This is a genomic window from Roseinatronobacter domitianus, assembly GCF_023336755.1.
GTDB classification, from domain to species: Bacteria; Pseudomonadota; Alphaproteobacteria; order Rhodobacterales; family Rhodobacteraceae; genus Roseinatronobacter; species Roseinatronobacter domitianus.
This window is the reverse complement of the sequence record NZ_JALZWP010000003.1, coordinates 22,345-39,597: the sequence shown is the minus strand read 5'-3', so window position 1 is coordinate 39,597 and position 17,253 is coordinate 22,345. Positions and strand designations below refer to the sequence as shown.

Sequence of the window (17,253 nt, the reverse complement as noted above, 5' to 3'; positions counted from 1 at the left end):
CTTAGCGTCCTTGCCGACGTGCCATGAAGGCCAGCCGTTCGAAGAGATGCACATCCTGTTCATTTTTCAACAAGGCACCATGCAGCTTGGGCAAGGCGCTGGCACCATCGCGGCGCAAATCTTCCGGCGACAAATCCTCTGCCAGAAGTAGTTTCAGCCAGTCCAGCACTTCCGAGGTCGAGGGTTTCTTCTTCAGCCCCGGCGTATCGCGGACCTCGAAGAATTGTGTCAGCGCGGTTTCCAGCAATCGCGGTTTTATGTCAGGAAAATGCACGGCGATGATGGATTTCAGTGTCTCCATGTCGGGAAATTGAATGTAATGGAAAAAGCAGCGGCGCAGAAACGCATCGGGCAGGTCTTTTTCATTGTTCGAGGTGATGATGACGATGGGCCGGTGCCGGGCGCGGATGGTCTCGCCCGTTTCGTAGACAAAGAACTGCATCTGGTCCAATTCCTGAAGCAGATCGTTCGGAAACTCGATATCGGCTTTGTCGATCTCGTCAATCAACAGGACGACGCGTTGGTCGGCCTCGAACGCTTGCCACAGCTTGCCTTTGCGAATGTAGTTCGACACATCCTCGACCCGCGCATCGCCCAACTGGCTGTCCCGTAGCCGCGACACAGCGTCGTATTCATAAAGGCCCTGCTGCGCGCGGGTGGTGGATTTGATGCCCCATTCGATAATCGGCACTTCAAGGCTGCCGGCTATTTGGCGGGCCAGTTCGGTTTTGCCGGTCCCCGGCTCCCCTTTAACCAAAAGCGGGCGTTGCAAGGTGATCGCGGCATTGACGGCCATGGTCAGATCATTGCCCGCTATGTAATCATTTGTAGAGGAAAATCGCATTCGTTGCCCGCCTGCCTGTTTCATGAGCGCAACCTAGCCCGCGGTCATTTCAGCGGCAAGGTCGCAAGATGGGCAAGGCAGGAAAGCGCGTGACAATACCTGCCGCTTGGGGTATCCGGCCCGCGAGGGCACGGAATATGGGTGATGTCATGCACGAAGACCTCAATACCTATGGTTCCGCAGAGCACGGGGAACAGGTGATGAAAACTGAAGTATTTTTGCCAGAAGACTATCGTCCTGCCGAAGACGAACCGTTCATGAACGAACGCCAAGTTGAGTATTTCCGCCGCAAACTTCTGGCTTGGAAAGACGACATCATGAAGGGTAGCGCCGAAACGTTGGCGGAACTGGCCCAAAGTAGCCGAGCGATTCCCGACATTGCCGACCGCGCATCCGAAGAAACCGACCGCGCGCTGGAATTGCGCACGCGTGACCGCCAGCGCAAGCTGGTCTCTAAAATTGATGCGGCATTGCGCCGGATCGATTCTGGCGACTTTGGCTATTGCGAGATGACAGGGGAGCGGATTTCGCTGAAACGCTTGGATGCGCGCCCGATTGCGACCATGACCTTGCAGGCGCAGGAAGCGCATGAGCGTAAAGAACGCGTGCATCGCGACGATTGAGCAATTTGCCACGTTGCATAGCCGCAGCGCTATGCGCATTTAAAGGCATCGGGGCGCGAAAGCGCAGCCGGTGCCTTTGTCGTTGAGAGGGGTTGCATGACGCTTGCGGGCAAATCTGTTGTGATTGTTGGGGGCGGCATTGGCGGGCTGGCTGCGGCAGTGGCGCTGCGAAACCATGGCGCAATGGTCACGTTGCTGGAACAAGCCGGGGCTTTTCGCGAGGTTGGCGCAGGCATCCAGATCAGCCCCAACGGTTCGCGCGTCTGGCAGGCTTTGGGTCTGTCCCCGGTTGGTCTGCGAGCACAAGCCGTGACATTACGCAACTCTTCGGGCGCGCAGGTCTTGCAGATGGGCTTGCCCCAAAACGGGCCGGGATTTCATCTTGTGCACCGCGCCGATTGCGTAGCTGCTCTTGCAGCGCAGGCGCAAGGAGTTGCGATCCGCTTCAACGCGCAAGCCGTTGCGGTCGATGCAATGGCTGGCCGTGTCACCCTGTCGGGGGGCGAAACACTGGACGCCGATCTGGTGGTCGGCGCAGATGGTTTGCATTCGGTCCTGCGCCCGGTGTTGAACGGTGCCCAGCCGCCTTTTTTCACCGGGCAGGTGGCATGGCGCGCGCTGATTCCCGGCACCCCACAGGACCGCGCAGAGACGCAGGTCTTCATGGGGCCGGGCCGGCATCTTGTCAGCTACCCGCTGCGGGGTGGCACTTTGCGCAATATTGTCGCAGTCGAGGAGCGCAAGGCGTGGGCCGATGAAGGCTGGAACCACCCCGACAGCCCCGACAATCTGCGGCGGGCTTTTGCGGGGTTTGGCGGGCCGGTGCCAGGCTGGTTGGAACAGGTGGACCAAGTTTATCTATGGGGTTTGTTCCGTCACAAAGTTGCACCGCGGTGGCATGCGGGGCGCGCTGTGCTCTTGGGTGATGCCGCGCATCCCACGCTGCCTTTCATGGCACAAGGCGCGAATATGGCTTTGGAAGATGCCTTCACCTTGGCGCGTGAACTGGACCGCGCGCCTGATGTGCCGACGGGCCTAGCCGCCTATCAGGCAGCGCGTCGGGGCCGCGTGCTGCGCGTGGTCGAGGCAGCGAATCGTAATGCGCGGAATTACCATCTGCGCGCGCCGCTTGCGCCATTGGCACATCTTGCGCTGCGCCTGTCGCAACGCTTTGTGCCCGATGCGCCATTGCGGCAATTCGGATGGATTTACGATCATGACGCGACCAAGGGGGGCGCATGACCACAGATGACATGATGCAACTGGTCTATCTAAGCATCTGGGGCGCGGTGCTTGTGGGTTATCTTTTGGTCGCGCGTGCCACGAATCTTGGCACCACCCTGCGCCATGCGGTTTTGTGGGGCCTGATCTTTGTCGGGGTCGCCGCTGCTTATGGGCTGTGGGAGAACTTGAATGATCGCCGCCCAAGCGTAACCGGCGACGGGGAAATTGTGCTTCGTGCAGGCAATGACCGGCATTTCAGGCTGGAATTGCAGGTCAATGGCAGCCCGGTTACGTTCATTCTCGACACCGGTGCTTCTGATCTTGTGTTGTCGCAAGAAGATGCCGCGCGTGTCGGGTTCGACCCTGCCAGCTTGCCCTATCTGGGGCAGGCGCGCACCGCGAATGGCATTGTCGGGCTGGCCCGCGTGGAATTGAACGAGGTGGTTCTGTCCGAAGGTGGGCTGGAGTTTCGGGACACCAATGTTCCTGCCTTCGTGAATGAGGGCGCGCTGGATGTCTCGCTTCTGGGGATGGGATATTTGTCGCGCTACGCGCGCATTTCGATAGAAGGCGACCGCCTGTTCCTGCAACGCTGAGCGGTCTTCGGGCTTGTCTGCAAGGGGTTGCAGCGCTAGGACTCTGATAACCCCACAGAGGATATGCGCCATGCCCGATGATCTGATGAATTCCTACATGACCGGACCTGACGAGCAGGGCCGTTTCGGCATATATGGCGGGCGTTTTGTGTCAGAAACCCTGATGCCGCTGATCCTGTCGCTGGAAGCAGAATATGAGCATGCCAAGACCGACCCGACATTCTGGGCCGAGATGGACGATCTGTGGAAGCATTATGTTGGTCGCCCGTCGCCTTTGTATTTCGCAGAGCGGCTGACAGACTATTGCGGTGGCGCGAAGATTTACCTGAAACGCGACGAGTTGAACCATACCGGCGCGCATAAGATCAACAATGTGCTGGGCCAGATTTTGCTGGCGCGGCGTATGGGCAAAACCCGCATCATTGCGGAAACCGGGGCAGGGCAGCATGGCGTTGCAACTGCCACGGTGTGCGCCCGCTTTGGACTGAAATGTATCGTCTACATGGGCGCGCATGATGTCGAACGCCAAGCGCCCAACGTGTTCCGTATGCGCCTGCTGGGGGCAGAGGTGGTGCCGGTGCGCTCGGGTCGCGGTACGCTGAAAGACGCGATGAACGACGCTTTGCGCGATTGGGTCACGAATGTGCGCGACACGTTCTATTGCATCGGCACGGTGGCCGGACCGCACCCCTATCCGGCCATGGTGCGCGATTTCCAGTCAATCATTGGCCAAGAAACCCGCGAGCAGATGATGGAACGCGAAGGTCGCTTGCCCGATACGCTGGTTGCGGCGATCGGCGGCGGGTCGAATGCGATGGGTCTGTTCTACCCGTTCCTGGATGACAAGGAAGTGGACATTATCGGGGTTGAGGCCGGTGGACGCGGCGTCGATGACAAGATGGAGCATTGCGCGTCGCTGACCGGCGGTCGTCCCGGCGTGTTGCATGGCAATCGCACCTATTTGCTGCAAGACGAGGATGGTCAGATCCTGGAGGGCCATTCGATCAGTGCCGGGTTGGACTATCCGGGGATTGGCCCGGAACACGCCTGGCTGAAGGACGTTGGTCGTGCGCAATATGTCAGCATTACCGATAAGGAAGCGCTCTCGGCCTTCCAGACTTGCTGCGCTCAGGAAGGGATCATCCCGGCGCTAGAGCCAAGCCACGCGTTGGCCCATGTGTTGAAGATTGCACCGGAATTGCCACGTGACCATCTTCTGGTGATGAACATGTGTGGTCGTGGCGACAAGGACATTTTTACGGTTGCCAAACATCTTGGGTTTGAAATGGGGGCATAAACTTTCGTTTATGGCCGAAATTTAAACCTCTGCCCGATAGAACCCTGCGGCGTCCCGGCATATTCCGGCAGGTGTTCGATTGTTTCGGACGCTCGTTGTTCACGGTGTTCACGGGCGCTTCTCTGCGCATAGAGCGTGGCGTTTCTTTGTGGTTCAAGAGTGTTGGTGACTGCTACGCTATCGGTTGTGTTTGTTTTGCGCAGGGTAATTCAGGTGTCTGAGTGCCAGTTCATGTAAAGAGTGATATGAGTAATGCCGCACCTCGACATTTGTTCGGGGTGCGGTTTTTTCTTTGGCGCATGGCGCGCCGCTCGGTCGGAACCGTCGGATCATGATTATTGGACGACATCTGAAAATCGCATGTTTTGCACTGTTGCTCACAGTGCAGGCTGCTTTCGGCGCCGAGCGCATCACCCTTGAAATGGTCAGTTCGGCGCTTGAGGCGCAGGGCTATACGGTTGAATCCGTCACGCGCACGCTGCTGGGGCGGATGCGGGTTACCGCTTCGCTGGGGTCTGTTTGGCGTGAAATCGTTCTCGATTCTTCCAGCGGGCAGATTTTGCGCGATTACGCGGTAGAATTTGCACCTACCGACATGCCAGACCCGGAACCGGGTGATATGCCGCGCGGCGGTGAGCTTCTTGAACCCCCGAACGAATTAACATTACAGAATTGAACACAAAATGCGATTTCATCCAGAACGCGACATCAGCGCGCCGTTTTGCAGCAGGAGGGGCGCGTGAAGCTTAACCTTCTAATCTTGCTGATGGTGCTGGTTCAGGCGGTGGGGGCGTTGTTCTTCATCGGCGACATTACCATGTCGGTGCTGGGCATCCCGCGGCAGCCCATCGACTGGCAAACCCGAGAGTTGCTGGAAATCGGTGCGGCCGTTGCGCTGCTGTTCGGGCTGGTGCTGTCCGGCGCGCTGCTGATACAATCGCAGCGCCGCCTTGGGCGCGCCGAAGCCCAGTTGCAGCGCGCGTCCGCCGCGTTCATGGATCTGCTAGAGCAGAACTTCACGACATGGGGTCTGACCCCGGCAGAGCGCGATGTGGCGTTTTTCGTGCTCAAGGGGTTCTCGACACAGGAAATCGCTGGTTTCCGCAAAACATCCGAAGGCACGGTCAAAGCGCAGACAAACGCCATTTATCGCAAGGCCGGGGTCAATGGTCGCGGCCAGTTGATGAGCTTGTTCATTGACGATCTTATCGCAGATTCGCCACCCTGTTCGGAACGCGACAAAACCCCGGATTAAGGCATGTCGATCGCGTAACTCTCCAGAATTTGGAGCGTGACCACCTTCAAGGCGCGTTCATGGGTGGACCGCAGCGCAATTTGCGGCGCGACCCCTTCGCCATGGGCTTGCAGAAACCGCGCGGCACAGAGGCACCAGCGGTCGCCAGGCTTCAGCCCCGGAAAGGCGAATTCCGGGCGCGGCGTAGACAGGTCATTGCCAAGGTATTTCGAATGCGCGAGGAATTCGGCGGTCATGACGGCGCAGACCGTATGGCTGCCATGGTCTTCGGCGCAGGTGTCGCAAGACCCGTCGCGGAAAAACCCCGTCAGAGGTGCGGTCGAGCATGGTGCCAGTGTGCCGCCCAACACGTTGACAGAGGGCAATTTGGTGATCGGCATCGCGAGATCCTTTGCAGCCACTCCCGACAGATAGTCAGTGCTGCGCTTCTGTCCATGCCTTTGGGTCGGGCGCTTGCCAATCTACCCAGGCGCCGTGGAAATCGGCGCGGCCCAGTGTAATTTCGGTCCCTTGAGGCCAAAGCGTCAGCGTCAACCTTGCGCCGGGGCCATCGTCATCAGCTTCCATTGCGACATGGGCCAGCGGTTCATTCGCTTGCAGCCGGGCGCGGGCCATCGCATCGACAATGTTGCGCTGCTGATCGTCGGTCAGATATTGCCAGAACAGGCTATGATAAACCATGTGGCACGCCTGCGGTTGCGGGCGCGACAAGCGGTCGGACAGCCATGCAACCGCGCAGCCTTCATGGACGGGCGGCCTGGCCTCTGCGGCAAGGTCGAGCGCCAGTGCCTGCCGTTCCAGCCGCGTGGTCTGGTCGGCCCAGATATAGCTTTGCAGCCGGGCACGATCGGCAACCGGGTCCAACGGGTGGCGGTCCACCCCGGCGCGGGCGCGAATGACAGGCGGTGCCAGCGGGGGCAGGCTGCCGTACCAGTCGGGCGCAAGCGTGATCGCGGCATCTTGGGGGCCGTAGTGGTGGTCGCCGATCTGAAGCGCGTAGCTGTCCCAGATCAGGTTCAGCCCGGCGCATGTGCCCAGCTCGGACAAGACAAGCGGAAGTCCGAATGCCGCACTCAGCCAATGACCGGCAGCGATAAAGACCGCGCTGCGCGCAACTTCGTTGGTCTGCGGTGCGTGGTTCAGAACCGGCAGGATATCTTCCGCATTCAGCCGCAACACTGCGTCGAGGCTGCGCCACAGTTGCGCATCGTCAATGTCGTCGCGGGTGTAGAACCGCGCGAGCATCGCGGCCTTCCGGGTCAGCACAAGATGGTGCAGCGCTCCGGCAAGCCGCAATGCTACGGCGTCATCCTCTACCCGCTCGGCAGGCCAACCCAGCAGGCGGTCTGCGACAGCATGACCGGGGCGCAGGTGGTCGGCCACCAGCCGCAAGACGCGTGCTGTGTAGGGCGAGCCGAGTTGAGCACAGGCCTCTGCCTGTGCCTTTGCATGGGTCCGGAAACTCATTTGAAGCGGTCCACCAGTTTTTGCAGCGGGTTTCGCGTGTCTTCTGTCGCGGGCGAGGCCGCTGGCGTCGGCGCAGCCTTGGGCTTGGCGGACTGCGTATCGGGCTTGGGCGGTGACATGCGCAAGCCAACCGCATTCGAAAACCGCGCGCCGTCACCCGATGCCAGCGCGGGCGCGCCATCGGCAATGCCGCGCATCAGATCATCCAACCAGTCCCGGTCGGATTTGGCGAAATCGGACAGCACATATCCTGACACACGGTCCTTGTGGCCGGGATGTCCGATACCCAGCCGAACACGGGCATAATCCGGCCCCAGATGCTCGTGGATAGACCGCAACCCGTTATGGCCCGCATGCCCACCGCCTTGCTTAAGCCGCAGCTTGCCGGGGGCCAGGTCCAATTCATCATGGAACACCGTCAGATCGGAGACATCCAGCTTGTAGAAGCGCAACGCCTCCCCCACCGATTGGCCGGAAAGGTTCATGAAAGTGTGGGGTTTCAGCAGAAAAACCTTTTCTGACCCAAGCCGCCCTTCGCTGACCTCGCCCTGAAACTTGGCGCGCCACGGCGCGAATCCATGCGCATCGGCAATCGCCTCTAGCGCCATGAAGCCGATATTGTGCCGGTTGCCCGCGTATTTCGTGCCCGGATTGCCAAGACCTGCAAAAAGTTTCATCATCGCCTACCTTATTCGCTGGAGCAGCATAGTCCCCCATAGGGGCAGAGAAAAGCGCAAGCCGCGCTTGAGGCTTGGTGGAGCGTCTCTTACCTTGGGGAAAAGTGAAAGGATGAACGCATGTATCTGACGATCAACCGGTTCAAGGTGCGGCCGGGGCAAGAAAAAGCCTTCGAAGAGATCTGGCAAAGCCGCGAAAGCAAGCTGCCCGCGATGGATGGGTTCGTGGAGTTCCACCTGTTTCGGGGGGCTTCGAACGAAGAGGCCACGATTTACCTGTCGCACACGTTATGGCGCGACAAGGCAGCATTTGACGGTTGGGCAAGATCGCAAAATTTCCGTGGGTCGCACAAGGGCGTGCGCGATCATGGTGCAATTTATATGGGGCCGCCGGAACTGGAGTTCTATGATTCGGTCCAGTGCATAAGCGCCACGGATTAAACTGCAAAAAGGGCGCCCCAATCGGGACGCCCTTGTCGTTTCCAGGCCCGGCTGAGGATCACTCCTCTGCGGCTTCGGCCTCTTCTTCGTCGTCTGCTGCCGCCAAGGCACGCGGTGCGGCGATGTTGGCGATGACGAAATCGCGGTCGATGGTCGGCTTCGTGCCCTGGGGCAGGTTGATGGCCGAAATCGTGATCGTGTCGCCGACCTTGTAGTCGGACAGATCGATTTCCAGCTTGTCCGGGATCTCACCGGCGAGCACGTTCAGTTCCACTTCCGGGCGCACGATGGTCAGCGTGCCGCCGCGCTTGAGACCGACGCATTTGTCGGCATTCAAGAAATCAACATGGATAAACAGGTTGATCCGGCTGGTGCGGCGCAGGCGCATCAGGTCGACATGGGTTGGCAGACCGTTGACCACGTCACGCTGAACGGCGCGGCAGATCACGCGGACGTCGTCTTGTCCTTCGACCTTCAAGTTGAAGAGCGTGGACATGAAACGTCCGGCCTTCAGCTTGGCGATCAGGTAGTGATAGTTGAAATTGATCGGCTGCGGGTCAACGCCGCCGCCATATACGATACCAGGTACGAAATGCTCACGACGAGCTTGGCGGGCGGCCCCCTTGCCTGTCCCCGCACGTACCTGGGCTGAAAGATCAGGGATCTCTTTTGCCATGGTGTGTGTGTTCCTTATGACATGTGAAACGGCCCGCCTCCAAGGGTGCGGGCCGCAAGTGCGCTGGCTATAGGGCAGATTCGGCGGGAAGGGAAGGGGGCTTTCCAGCCCCCTCTTGCGCCTTCGGCACAATTCACCCCCGGAGGATATTTTTACAAGGATGAAATCAGAGTGGCACGGTCGGGTCGCCAAAGCCTTGTGGGACATACAGCATATGTGGGCCGACATTGCGGATGTCGGTTTCACCACACAGCGCCATGGTCACGTCCAGTTCCTTGTGGAGGACTTCCAGCGCGCGGGTGACACCGGCTTCGCCCATCGCACCCAGCCCGTAAGTAAAGGCGCGCCCGACATAGGTGCCCTTTGCGCCAAGCGCCACGGCCTTCAGCACGTCTTGCCCAGACCGGATGCCGCTGTCGAAATGCACTTCCATACGGTCGCCCACGGCATCCAGGATTGCGGGCAGGGCGCGGATGGAACTGACGGCCCCATCCAACTGGCGACCGCCATGGTTGGACACGATGATCGCATCGGCACCGATATCGGCGGCGCGGCGGGCGTCTTCGGCATCCATGATGCCTTTGACGATCAGCTTGCCGCCCCACCATTTCTTGAATTGCGCGATGCGGTCCCAGTCGAGCGAGACGTCGAACGCCTCGGCGGTCCAGGTTGCCAGCGAAGATGGATCGCTGACGCCCTTCGCATGCCCCACGATATTGCCGAAAAAGCGCCGCTTCGTGCCCAGCATGCCCAAGCCCCATTGCACCTTGGTCATCATGTTGGCCACGGATTTGACCGTCAGCTTGGGCGGGGCCGACAGGCCGTTTTTCAGATCCTTGTGGCGCTGGCCCAGCACTTGCAGGTCCACCGTAACCACGATGGCCGAACACCCCGCCGCGCGGGCGCGATCGAAAAGGCGGCGCATGAAATCATCGTCTTTCAGCGTGTAGACCTGAAACCAGAAGGGTTTGGTGGTGTTTTCGGCCACATCTTCGATAGAGCAGATCGACATGGTCGACAGCGTGAACGGCACGCCGAATTTCTCTGCGGCGCGGGCGGCCTTGATCTCTCCATCCGCGGATTGCATGCCGGTCAGCCCGACGGGGGCAAGCGCCACGGGCATGGAGACATCTTCGCCGATCATCTGCGTCTTGGTCGAACGATTGTCCATATCCACTGCAACGCGCTGTTTTAGCCGGATGTGGCTGAAATCCGAGGTGTTCTCGCGGAAGGTCTGTTCCGTCCAGCTGCCAGATTCCGCATAATCGTAAAACATGCGCGGGGTGCGGCGTTCGTAGATCCGGCGCAGATCTTCGATATTCGTGATGACGGGCATGGCTTCCTCCGCGCATTGGTAAGAAATGTTTACCGGTGGGGGGCGATGAAAGCAAGCATCCTGTCAGGAGCTGAAGGTGCGCTTCAGCCATCCCTTCTTGGGGGCGTCGTCTGGCTCTGCGCTTTCTGCGTCGGGCTTGGGCGGTTCGACCTGCTCTTGAAAGTGGGTGAAGAAATCCTGCGCCATCTTGCGGGCGAACCCATCTACAATGCGGCTGCCAAGCTGCGCCAGTTTGCCGCCGACCTTCGCATCGACAACATAGCTTAGCTTGGTGGCGCCGCCTTCGGCATCTTCCAAGGCCACCCGCGCCTCGCCCTTGGCAAAGCCCGCCGCGCCGCCTTTGCCTTCACCGACAAGCGTGCAGCTTTCTCCTTCGACGACATCGGCCATGGTCACGGCCCCCTTGAAGGTGGCTTTTACCGGGCCAACTTTCTGGACGACGACCGCGTCAAACCCGTCCTTGGCAGAGCCGGTCAATTCCTGACAACCGGGCACGCAGGCTTTCAGCACTTCAGGGTCGAACAATGCGGCCCAGACAGTTGCCCGTGGTGCTGCGATGATGCGATCTTCGGTCAGTTCCATGGTCTGCGTCCCCCTCGAATTTGGGTGCAGCTTACGGCAATGCAGCCGTGTCGGCGACCAAGGCTTTCGTCGCATGGGCAAAGGTCGCAGGCCCGGCTCTGAATTGACCTTGAGCGGTAAATGTGATCACAGTTGTCCATGTCCGATATCTTGACCCGATTGCCATCTGTCCAGCCCGACGCCCCTGTGCAGGCAGCGCATGACCGGGTGTATCGTGGTCTGCGCCAGCAGATCATGCATGGAGAGTTGCCACCCGGACACGCACTTACCTTGCGGGGGATCGGCAAGTCGTTTGGCGTCAGCATGACTCCCGCGCGCGAAGCCGTGCGGCGCTTGTCGGCGGAAGGTGCGCTGACAATGTCGGGGTCGGGACGTGTGACCACCCCGGAACTGAGCAACGACCGGATCGAGGAACTGGCCCAGATCCGGGCGCTGCTGGAACCGGAATTGGGCAGCCGCGCGCTGCGCCGTGCGCATCTGGCGTTGATCGACCGGATGGATGCGATTAACGAGGCCAATGCCCGCGCCGTCAACCGCCAAGACCCGATCAGCTATATTCGCACCAATCTGGAATTTCACCGCACGCTTTACTTGCGCGCGCAAAGCCCGGCTATTCTGGGGCTGCTGGAAACCGTTTGGCTGCAACTTGGGCCGACCATGCGAGAGTTGTATACGCGGTTGCGCCGGACCACGCCGCCACCGCATCACCGGCATATTCTGGAAGCCCTGCGCGCGGGCGATGATGCGGCCCTGCGGCTGGCAATCCGCACGGATGTGACGCAAGGGCTGAAGCATTTGCAGGGCTAGTCAGCCTGCCGCAAGACCGAAGCAGGCCGATAGCTGCGCGCAATGAAAGCCAGCAGGATCGGACACATCATGGCCGAGCGCTTGCGCTTTATCAAAGAACCCGCGTGCAGGCAGGCCACCCGTGGCGCGCCCGACCACAAGCGCCGCGCGTAAGGGGCGGCCCGCTGCCGTGTCCTGCGCCATCAAAGTTTCGAGTGCCGTGGTGAGCCGCGCAATGCGACCCGGCCCGTCCAGCCCAAGGTCAGCGGCCAGTTTGCCATAAGTGATGACGTCGTGTTGCGCGGCCAGCTTTGCCAGCCGCGCCTCTAGCTCGTCGATCACACGTCTGTGCCGTCCTCTGGCGGCTCTGCAACCGCGTCCTCATCGCCGGTTTCGGCAATGCGCGCCACCGACACAACCTGTTCCCCGGCCCCGGTGTTGAACACTTTAACCCCACCCCCGGTGCGGCGCAGGAAGCGGATACCTTCAACCGGCACGCGGATGGACTGGCCTTTCGACGTGGCGAGCATGACCTGATCGGTTGCATCGACCGGGAACAATGCCACCAGCGCCCCGCCGCGCATGGCCTTGTCGGTGGCACCCACACCTTGGCCGCCGCGCGTGGTAATGCGGTAATCGTGGCTGGAGGTGAGCTTGCCCAAACCATTCGCGGTGATCGTCAACAGCAGGTCTTCGGCGGCGGACATTTCGGCATAACGCTCTGTGGAAAGCTGGCCCGCTTCCACGGCCTCTTCGCTCTCGTCGGCGTCCTCTTCGGTCACACCGGCGATCAAGCGGCGCTGGCGGATGAAGGCTTCGCGCTCTTCCGGTGTGGTTTCAAAATGGCGGATCACGGCCATAGAGACCACGCTGTCATCGCCGCCCATGCGCACGCCGCGCACGCCGGTCGAATCGCGGCCTTTGAAGACACGCACATCGGTGGTCGGGAAGCGGATGGCCCGGCCCGATGAGGTGACAAGCATCACATCGTCATTTTCATCGCAGATGCGCGCATTCACCAGCGTTACATCCTCGGGCAGCTTCATGGCAATTTTGCCGTTGCGCATGACATTGGTGAAATCCGACAGCGCATTGCGCCGCACATCGCCTGCCGAAGTGGCGAAGACGATTTGCAGGTTTTCCCATTCTTCTTCCGGGCGTTCGACGGGTAGAATAGCGGCAATGCTGACGCCGGTGGCAATCGGCAGAATATTGACCATCGCTTTGCCGCGTGCGTTTCGCCCGGCCAGCGGCAGGCGCCATGTCTTCAGTTTGTAGACCATGCCATCGGTGGTGAAGAACAAAAGCTGAGTATGCGTGTTGGCCACAAAGAGCGTGGTGACAACGTCATCATCCTTGGTGGCCATGCCTGACAGACCCTTGCCGCCCCGGCGCTGCGCGCGGAAATCGGCCAAGGGGGTGCGCTTGATATAGCCGGCAGAGGTGATGGTTACGACCATATCCTCGCGCTCGATCAGGTCTTCATCGTCCATATCGCCGGCCCAGTCGACGATTTCAGTGCGGCGCGGCACGGCGAATTGCTCGCGCACGTCGCTCAGTTCGGTGCTGATAATCTCCATCACCCGCGCGCGGGACCGCAGGATATCCAGATAGTCCTTGATCTTGGCGGCCAGCGATTCCAGCTCGTCCGTCACTTCCTTGACGCCCATGGCGGTCAGACGTTGCAGACGCAGTTCCAGAATGGCGCGGGCCTGCGTTTCCGACAGGTTATAGGTGCCATCGTCATTCATGGTGTGGCTTGGGTCGTCGATAAGCCGGATATATTGCGCGATATCACCAGCGGGCCACCGCCGCGTCATCAGCTTTTCGCGGGCTTCCGCCGGGTCGGCAGAGCCGCGGATGGTTGCGACAACCTCATCCACATTCGACACGGCCACAGCCAGACCGCACAGCACATGGGACCGCTCGCGCGCCTTGTTCAGCTCATATGCGGTGCGGCGCGTGACGACTTCTTCGCGAAAGCTGATGAAGTTGGTCAGGAAGTCGCGCAACGTCAGCTGTTCAGGCCGCCCGCCGTTCAGCGCCAGCATGTTGCAGCCGAAGCTGGTCTGCATGGGCGTGAAGCGGAACAACTGGTTCAGCACCACATCGGGCGTCGCGTCGCGCTTCAACTCGATCACGACGCGCACACCAACGCGGTCGGATTCATCCGCCACGCCGGAAATGCCTTCAATCCGCTTGTCGCGCACGGCCTCGGCAATGCGCTCGACCATGGTGGATTTGTTCACTTGGTAGGGGATCTCATCGACGATAATCGCAAAACGGTCCTTGCGGATTTCCTCGGTATGCGTTTTCGCGCGGATAATGACCGACCCGCGGCCCTCCAGATACGCTTTGCGCGCGCCGGTCCGGCCCAGAATCAAGGCTCCGGTCGGGAAATCGGGGGCGGGGACATAGTCGATCAGGTCGGCGCTGGTCAGGTCCGGGTTCTCAATCAGTGCCAGGGTGGCATCGATCACCTCGCCCAGATTGTGGGGGGGAATGTTGGTGGCCATGCCGACGGCAATCCCGCCCGCGCCATTGACCAGCATGTTCGGGAAGCGTGCGGGCAGCACAGTCGGTTCCTGGTCGCGCCCGTCATAATTGTCCTGAAAATCGACCGTGTCCTTGTCGATATCGGCCAGAAGTGCTGCCGCCGCCTTGTCCATCCGGACTTCGGTGTAGCGCATGGCGGCGGGGTTATCGCCATCCATGGACCCGAAATTGCCTTGCCCGTCCAGCAGTTTCAGCGACATGGAAAACGGCTGCGCCATCCGCACCAGCGCGTCATAGATCGCGCTGTCGCCATGCGGGTGGAAGGTGCCCATCACATCGCCCACACCGCGCGCGGATTTGCGGTAGGGCTTGTCATGCGTGTTGCCCGCCTTGTGCAGCGCATACAAAATACGCCGATGCACAGGTTTTAACCCGTCGCGCAGATCGGGGATCGCGCGGCTGACGATCACACTCATCGCGTAATCAAGGTAGGAGGTCCGCATCTCCTGCTCGATAGAGATGGTCGGCCCGCTTGGACCTGCGGGCGGCATTTCGTCAATGTTCTCAGGGGTTTCGGGCGTGTCGCTCACTGGACCCTCATGTGCTGTTGGGGCAATCTATATTTGGTTGGGGCTACCGTATCAGATGCACGATATGGGGTGCAATGGCTCGCGCCCCGGCATTTTGGCAGCCGTGATGGTGGGTGGCTAACAATATGTTTTCATTGAAAATTATATTTTGCTTGGCATGATTTCATGATCCAGCGTTGCAAGAGGTTGAAAATGACTGCATCCCCCACCGAATTGATGCTGAAAGGCTATGGGCTGACCACGGCAGAAATGATTTACCGCATGCCCGATCATACTCATGTGCTGAACACGTTTCTGTGGCAGGAGTATGATCTGGCCCCCGACTATCCGCGCCTGTTCGAGTTTATCGAATTCTGGCACGATCAGATCGACGGCCCGCTTCATTCGGTGCGGTTTTCACACCGAAAGCGGATGTCTGCGGGCGAATGGCGGCATGTGGTGGGCGAGTTTGAGATCGGCGGACGCAGCGCCCTGGATATGCGGTTGCGGTTGAATCGTTCCCGCTCGGAGTGATCGCCAAAAGCGCTCGGTTTGAATTTTGCTTGTATGCAAAGCAAGTGGCAGCAGCGCCGACTCAATGCAGCGCAGCCCACGGATTGTGGTGTGGAAAGCATGAACGCCTTGCGCCGATGCGTGAAAGTGGTGGTCCGTGCTTCGGCCAGCATCACCCAGACCTAGAACGCTTCGTTGGACAACAACTCGCGTTGATGCATTATCTGCCTACGTCGACTGGCCGAAGCACAGTTGGACATAAGGGAGCCTGTCATTCATGATCACACTCGACACACCGGTTACTTATCCTGGTCCTTTACCCGCTCAGGCAGACGTTGTTGTGATCGGGGGCGGCGTGATCGGTGTGTGCGCTGCACTTTACGCAGCGCGTGCAGGACACCGTGTTGTGCTGCTGGAAAAAGGACGTGTTGCGGCAGAACAATCCAGCCGCAACTGGGGGTGGATTCGTCAGCAAGGGCGCGATCCTGATGAACTGCCAATCATGGTTGAAGCGAACAAGCTCTGGCATGAGCTATCTGCACAGACCAATGTCGACATTGGCTTGCGTCAGACTGGGACCACGTATCTTGCCACGACCGATGCCCATATGAAGGGCTATGCCGATTGGCTGCCGGCGGCCTATGAAAACGGCTTGGACAGCAAGATTTTATCGACCCAAGAGGTCGCAGCTCAGTTTCCAGATATGCGTACCGCTGGTATCAAGGGAGCCTTGGTCACCCCGTCTGATTTGCGCGCGGAACCGTGGGTCGCGGTGCCTGCTTTGGCGGCGATTGCCGCGCGCGACGGTGTCCAGATTGTCGAAAACTGTGCCGTGCGTATGCTGGACATCGCTGCAGGCCGCGTTGTCGGTGTTATCACAGAGGCAGGCCGGATCGCGGCACCGGAGGTCGTATTGGCAGGCGGCGCATGGTCGTCGCTGTTTTTGCGCAATCACGGCATCAGCATCCCGCAACTGTCGGTGCGCGAAAACGTGGCAGCAACTGAACCACTACCGAATATCCATGACGGTGCTGCGACGACCCGCAAGGTGGCTTTTCGCCGCCGGGCCGACGGCGGCTACACCTTGGCCCCGCCCGGCGCGCCGGAGTTGTTTGTTGGTCCTGATGCGGTGCGCGCCTTTCCCAAGTATCTGGCACAACTGCGCGCCGCGCCGTTTGGTCAGCGTCTGCTGCCCTTTGCGCCCAAGGGTTTTCCGGATGCATGGGGCACCGCGCGGCGCTGGGATGCAGAGCAGACAACCCCGTTCGAGGCAATGCGGATCCTTGATCCCGCACCCAACACGCGCAAGCTTGAAAAGCTGCTGCGCGATTTTCAGCAGTTGTTTCCGGGTTTACCCCCTGTGCGCGTTCAGGCGGCTTGGGCCGGAATGATTGATACAATGCCCGATCTTGTCCCCGTGGTAGACCGCGCCACAACCATGCCCGGTCTGACGATCGGCACAGGCATGTCAGGACATGGTTTCGGCATAGGGCCGGCCATGGGCCGTGTGCTCGCGGCGCTGGCTACGGGCGGGAATGTTGGCCATGATCTACAACGGTTCAGGATGTCGCGCTTTACCGATGGCAGCCCGATGCGCCCCGGTCCCAACGTGTGAAGCTTGCGATGGCAGCCCTTATCGGGAACAGGTCTGCGGCGTCCCGCTGACATGCCGCACAGCATCATAGATGAAGATGCCTTGTCCTTGCAGAACTTCAACCCGACGCCATTTCAGGACGATTTCTTCGTGTTTGCCTCCCGTTTCCGCCGTCTCTTGATCCTACAGAAAAGACATAAACCTGTCCCAATTCGTGGACAATTCTACTGGGGCGCATCACGGCGGGGCTTCAGGCCACGGTGCCGCCGAGGGGAGG

19 protein-coding genes are annotated in these 17,253 nt (G+C 60.0%); 10 read left to right on the top strand and 9 right to left on the bottom strand.

The window, feature by feature from the left end; all coding sequences use genetic code 11:
* Position 1: 1 nt before the first annotated feature.
* Complete coding sequence (locus M3N55_RS04155) at positions 2-844, bottom strand: AAA family ATPase (RefSeq protein ID WP_249056683.1); 843 nt, start codon at positions 842-844, stop codon at positions 2-4.
* Between the two features lie 200 nt (positions 845-1,044).
* Between M3N55_RS04155 and dksA the strand changes: the two genes are divergently transcribed.
* The 6 genes from dksA to M3N55_RS04125 all read left to right on the top strand — a co-directional run bounded on the left by dksA (position 1,045) and on the right by M3N55_RS04125 (position 5,839).
* Positions 1,045-1,467, top strand: a complete 423-nt coding sequence (gene dksA, locus M3N55_RS04150; protein ID WP_249057137.1) for an RNA polymerase-binding protein DksA — start codon at positions 1,045-1,047, stop codon at positions 1,465-1,467.
* Positions 1,468-1,563: 96 nt separating this feature from the next.
* Positions 1,564-2,709 carry an FAD-dependent monooxygenase gene (locus M3N55_RS04145; protein WP_249056681.1) on the top strand — a complete coding sequence of 382 codons (1,146 nt, stop codon included), beginning with the start codon at positions 1,564-1,566 and terminating at the stop codon, positions 2,707-2,709.
* Complete coding sequence (locus M3N55_RS04140) at positions 2,706-3,287, top strand: retropepsin-like aspartic protease family protein (RefSeq protein WP_249056680.1); 582 nt, start codon at positions 2,706-2,708, stop codon at positions 3,285-3,287. The genes M3N55_RS04145 and M3N55_RS04140 overlap by 4 nt, the downstream gene beginning before the upstream one ends.
* A gap of 70 nt (positions 3,288-3,357) precedes the next feature.
* Positions 3,358-4,584: a tryptophan synthase subunit beta gene (gene trpB / locus M3N55_RS04135; RefSeq protein ID WP_249056677.1), complete on the top strand. Its 1,227-nt coding sequence runs from the start codon at positions 3,358-3,360 to the stop codon at positions 4,582-4,584.
* Between the two features lie 292 nt (positions 4,585-4,876).
* Positions 4,877-5,260: a hypothetical protein gene (locus M3N55_RS04130; protein ID WP_249056674.1), complete on the top strand. Its 384-nt coding sequence runs from the start codon at positions 4,877-4,879 to the stop codon at positions 5,258-5,260.
* Between the two features lie 63 nt (positions 5,261-5,323).
* The gene (locus M3N55_RS04125; protein ID WP_249056672.1) at positions 5,324-5,839 is read left to right on the top strand and encodes a helix-turn-helix transcriptional regulator; all 516 of its coding nucleotides are present in this window, start codon (positions 5,324-5,326) and stop codon (positions 5,837-5,839) included.
* Here M3N55_RS04125 and M3N55_RS04120 read toward each other — a convergent pair.
* From M3N55_RS04120 to pth, 3 genes are read right to left on the bottom strand one after another with little or no spacing between them, the layout of a single operon-like run.
* Complete coding sequence (locus M3N55_RS04120) at positions 5,836-6,219, bottom strand: DUF2237 family protein (RefSeq protein WP_283163871.1); 384 nt, start codon at positions 6,217-6,219, stop codon at positions 5,836-5,838. The genes M3N55_RS04125 and M3N55_RS04120 overlap by 4 nt on opposite strands.
* A 34-nt stretch (positions 6,220-6,253) precedes the next feature.
* Positions 6,254-7,306 carry a DUF2332 domain-containing protein gene (locus M3N55_RS04115; protein ID WP_249056670.1) on the bottom strand — a complete coding sequence of 351 codons (1,053 nt, stop codon included), beginning with the start codon at positions 7,304-7,306 and terminating at the stop codon, positions 6,254-6,256.
* Entirely contained in the window at positions 7,303-7,983 is a 681-nt protein-coding gene (gene pth, locus M3N55_RS04110) for an aminoacyl-tRNA hydrolase (protein ID WP_249056669.1), read from the bottom strand. The genes M3N55_RS04115 and pth overlap by 4 nt, the downstream gene beginning before the upstream one ends.
* A 120-nt stretch (positions 7,984-8,103) precedes the next feature.
* Between pth and hmuQ the strand changes: the two genes are divergently transcribed.
* Positions 8,104-8,424, top strand: a complete 321-nt coding sequence (hmuQ, locus tag M3N55_RS04105) for a heme-degrading protein HmuQ (RefSeq protein ID WP_249056667.1) — start codon at positions 8,104-8,106, stop codon at positions 8,422-8,424.
* 58 nt (positions 8,425-8,482) lie between these two features.
* On the opposite strand, the gene M3N55_RS04100 is transcribed toward hmuQ, so the two are convergent.
* The 3 genes from M3N55_RS04100 to M3N55_RS04090 all read right to left on the bottom strand — a co-directional run bounded on the left by M3N55_RS04100 (position 8,483) and on the right by M3N55_RS04090 (position 11,018).
* Entirely contained in the window at positions 8,483-9,100 is a 618-nt protein-coding gene (locus M3N55_RS04100) for a 50S ribosomal protein L25/general stress protein Ctc (protein WP_249056664.1), read from the bottom strand.
* A gap of 166 nt (positions 9,101-9,266) precedes the next feature.
* The gene (locus M3N55_RS04095; RefSeq protein WP_249056662.1) at positions 9,267-10,436 is read right to left on the bottom strand and encodes an alpha-hydroxy acid oxidase; all 1,170 of its coding nucleotides are present in this window, start codon (positions 10,434-10,436) and stop codon (positions 9,267-9,269) included.
* A 63-nt stretch (positions 10,437-10,499) separates the two neighbouring features.
* Positions 10,500-11,018, bottom strand: coding sequence for an SRPBCC family protein (locus M3N55_RS04090; protein WP_249056661.1), 519 nt, complete (start codon positions 11,016-11,018; stop codon positions 10,500-10,502).
* A gap of 138 nt (positions 11,019-11,156) precedes the next feature.
* Between M3N55_RS04090 and M3N55_RS04085 the strand changes: the two genes are divergently transcribed.
* A complete protein-coding gene (locus tag M3N55_RS04085) occupies positions 11,157-11,825 on the top strand; it encodes a GntR family transcriptional regulator (protein ID WP_249056660.1) in 669 nt (222 codons plus the stop codon).
* Here M3N55_RS04085 and M3N55_RS04080 read toward each other — a convergent pair whose 3' ends face one another.
* Positions 11,826-12,146, bottom strand: coding sequence for a hypothetical protein (locus M3N55_RS04080; protein WP_249056658.1), 321 nt, complete (start codon positions 12,144-12,146; stop codon positions 11,826-11,828).
* A complete protein-coding gene (gene gyrA, locus M3N55_RS04075; protein WP_249056657.1) occupies positions 12,143-14,890 on the bottom strand; it encodes a DNA gyrase subunit A in 2,748 nt (915 codons plus the stop codon). The genes M3N55_RS04080 and gyrA overlap by 4 nt, the downstream gene beginning before the upstream one ends.
* 192 nt (positions 14,891-15,082) lie before the next feature.
* Here gyrA and M3N55_RS04070 point away from each other — a divergent pair, with 192 nt between their 5' ends.
* Both M3N55_RS04070 and M3N55_RS04065 read left to right on the top strand, forming a co-directional pair.
* Positions 15,083-15,403: an usg protein gene (locus tag M3N55_RS04070; RefSeq protein ID WP_249056655.1), complete on the top strand. Its 321-nt coding sequence runs from the start codon at positions 15,083-15,085 to the stop codon at positions 15,401-15,403.
* 256 nt (positions 15,404-15,659) lie between these two features.
* Positions 15,660-16,997, top strand: coding sequence for an NAD(P)/FAD-dependent oxidoreductase (locus tag M3N55_RS04065; RefSeq protein WP_249056653.1), 1,338 nt, complete (start codon positions 15,660-15,662; stop codon positions 16,995-16,997).
* Positions 16,998-17,253: the final 256 nt, after the last annotated feature.

Coding starts and splice junctions, on each gene's coding strand:
- M3N55_RS04095 (WP_249056662.1), bottom strand. CDS start 10,436: ATGCCCGTCATCACGAATATCGAAGATCTGCGCCGGATCTACGAACGC.
- trpB (WP_249056677.1), top strand. CDS start 3,358: ATGCCCGATGATCTGATGAATTCCTACATGACCGGACCTGACGAGCAG.
- dksA (WP_249057137.1), top strand. CDS start 1,045: ATGAAAACTGAAGTATTTTTGCCAGAAGACTATCGTCCTGCCGAAGAC.
- M3N55_RS04155 (WP_249056683.1), bottom strand. CDS start 844: ATGCGATTTTCCTCTACAAATGATTACATAGCGGGCAATGATCTGACC.
- pth (WP_249056669.1), bottom strand. CDS start 7,983: ATGAAACTTTTTGCAGGTCTTGGCAATCCGGGCACGAAATACGCGGGC.
- M3N55_RS04090 (WP_249056661.1), bottom strand. CDS start 11,018: ATGGAACTGACCGAAGATCGCATCATCGCAGCACCACGGGCAACTGTC.
- M3N55_RS04100 (WP_249056664.1), bottom strand. CDS start 9,100: ATGGCAAAAGAGATCCCTGATCTTTCAGCCCAGGTACGTGCGGGGACA.
- hmuQ (WP_249056667.1), top strand. CDS start 8,104: ATGTATCTGACGATCAACCGGTTCAAGGTGCGGCCGGGGCAAGAAAAA.
- M3N55_RS04085 (WP_249056660.1), top strand. CDS start 11,157: ATGTCCGATATCTTGACCCGATTGCCATCTGTCCAGCCCGACGCCCCT.
- M3N55_RS04115 (WP_249056670.1), bottom strand. CDS start 7,306: ATGAGTTTCCGGACCCATGCAAAGGCACAGGCAGAGGCCTGTGCTCAA.
- M3N55_RS04120 (WP_283163871.1), bottom strand. CDS start 6,219: ATGCCGATCACCAAATTGCCCTCTGTCAACGTGTTGGGCGGCACACTG.
- M3N55_RS04140 (WP_249056680.1), top strand. CDS start 2,706: ATGACCACAGATGACATGATGCAACTGGTCTATCTAAGCATCTGGGGC.
- M3N55_RS04065 (WP_249056653.1), top strand. CDS start 15,660: ATGATCACACTCGACACACCGGTTACTTATCCTGGTCCTTTACCCGCT.
- M3N55_RS04145 (WP_249056681.1), top strand. CDS start 1,564: ATGACGCTTGCGGGCAAATCTGTTGTGATTGTTGGGGGCGGCATTGGC.
- M3N55_RS04070 (WP_249056655.1), top strand. CDS start 15,083: ATGACTGCATCCCCCACCGAATTGATGCTGAAAGGCTATGGGCTGACC.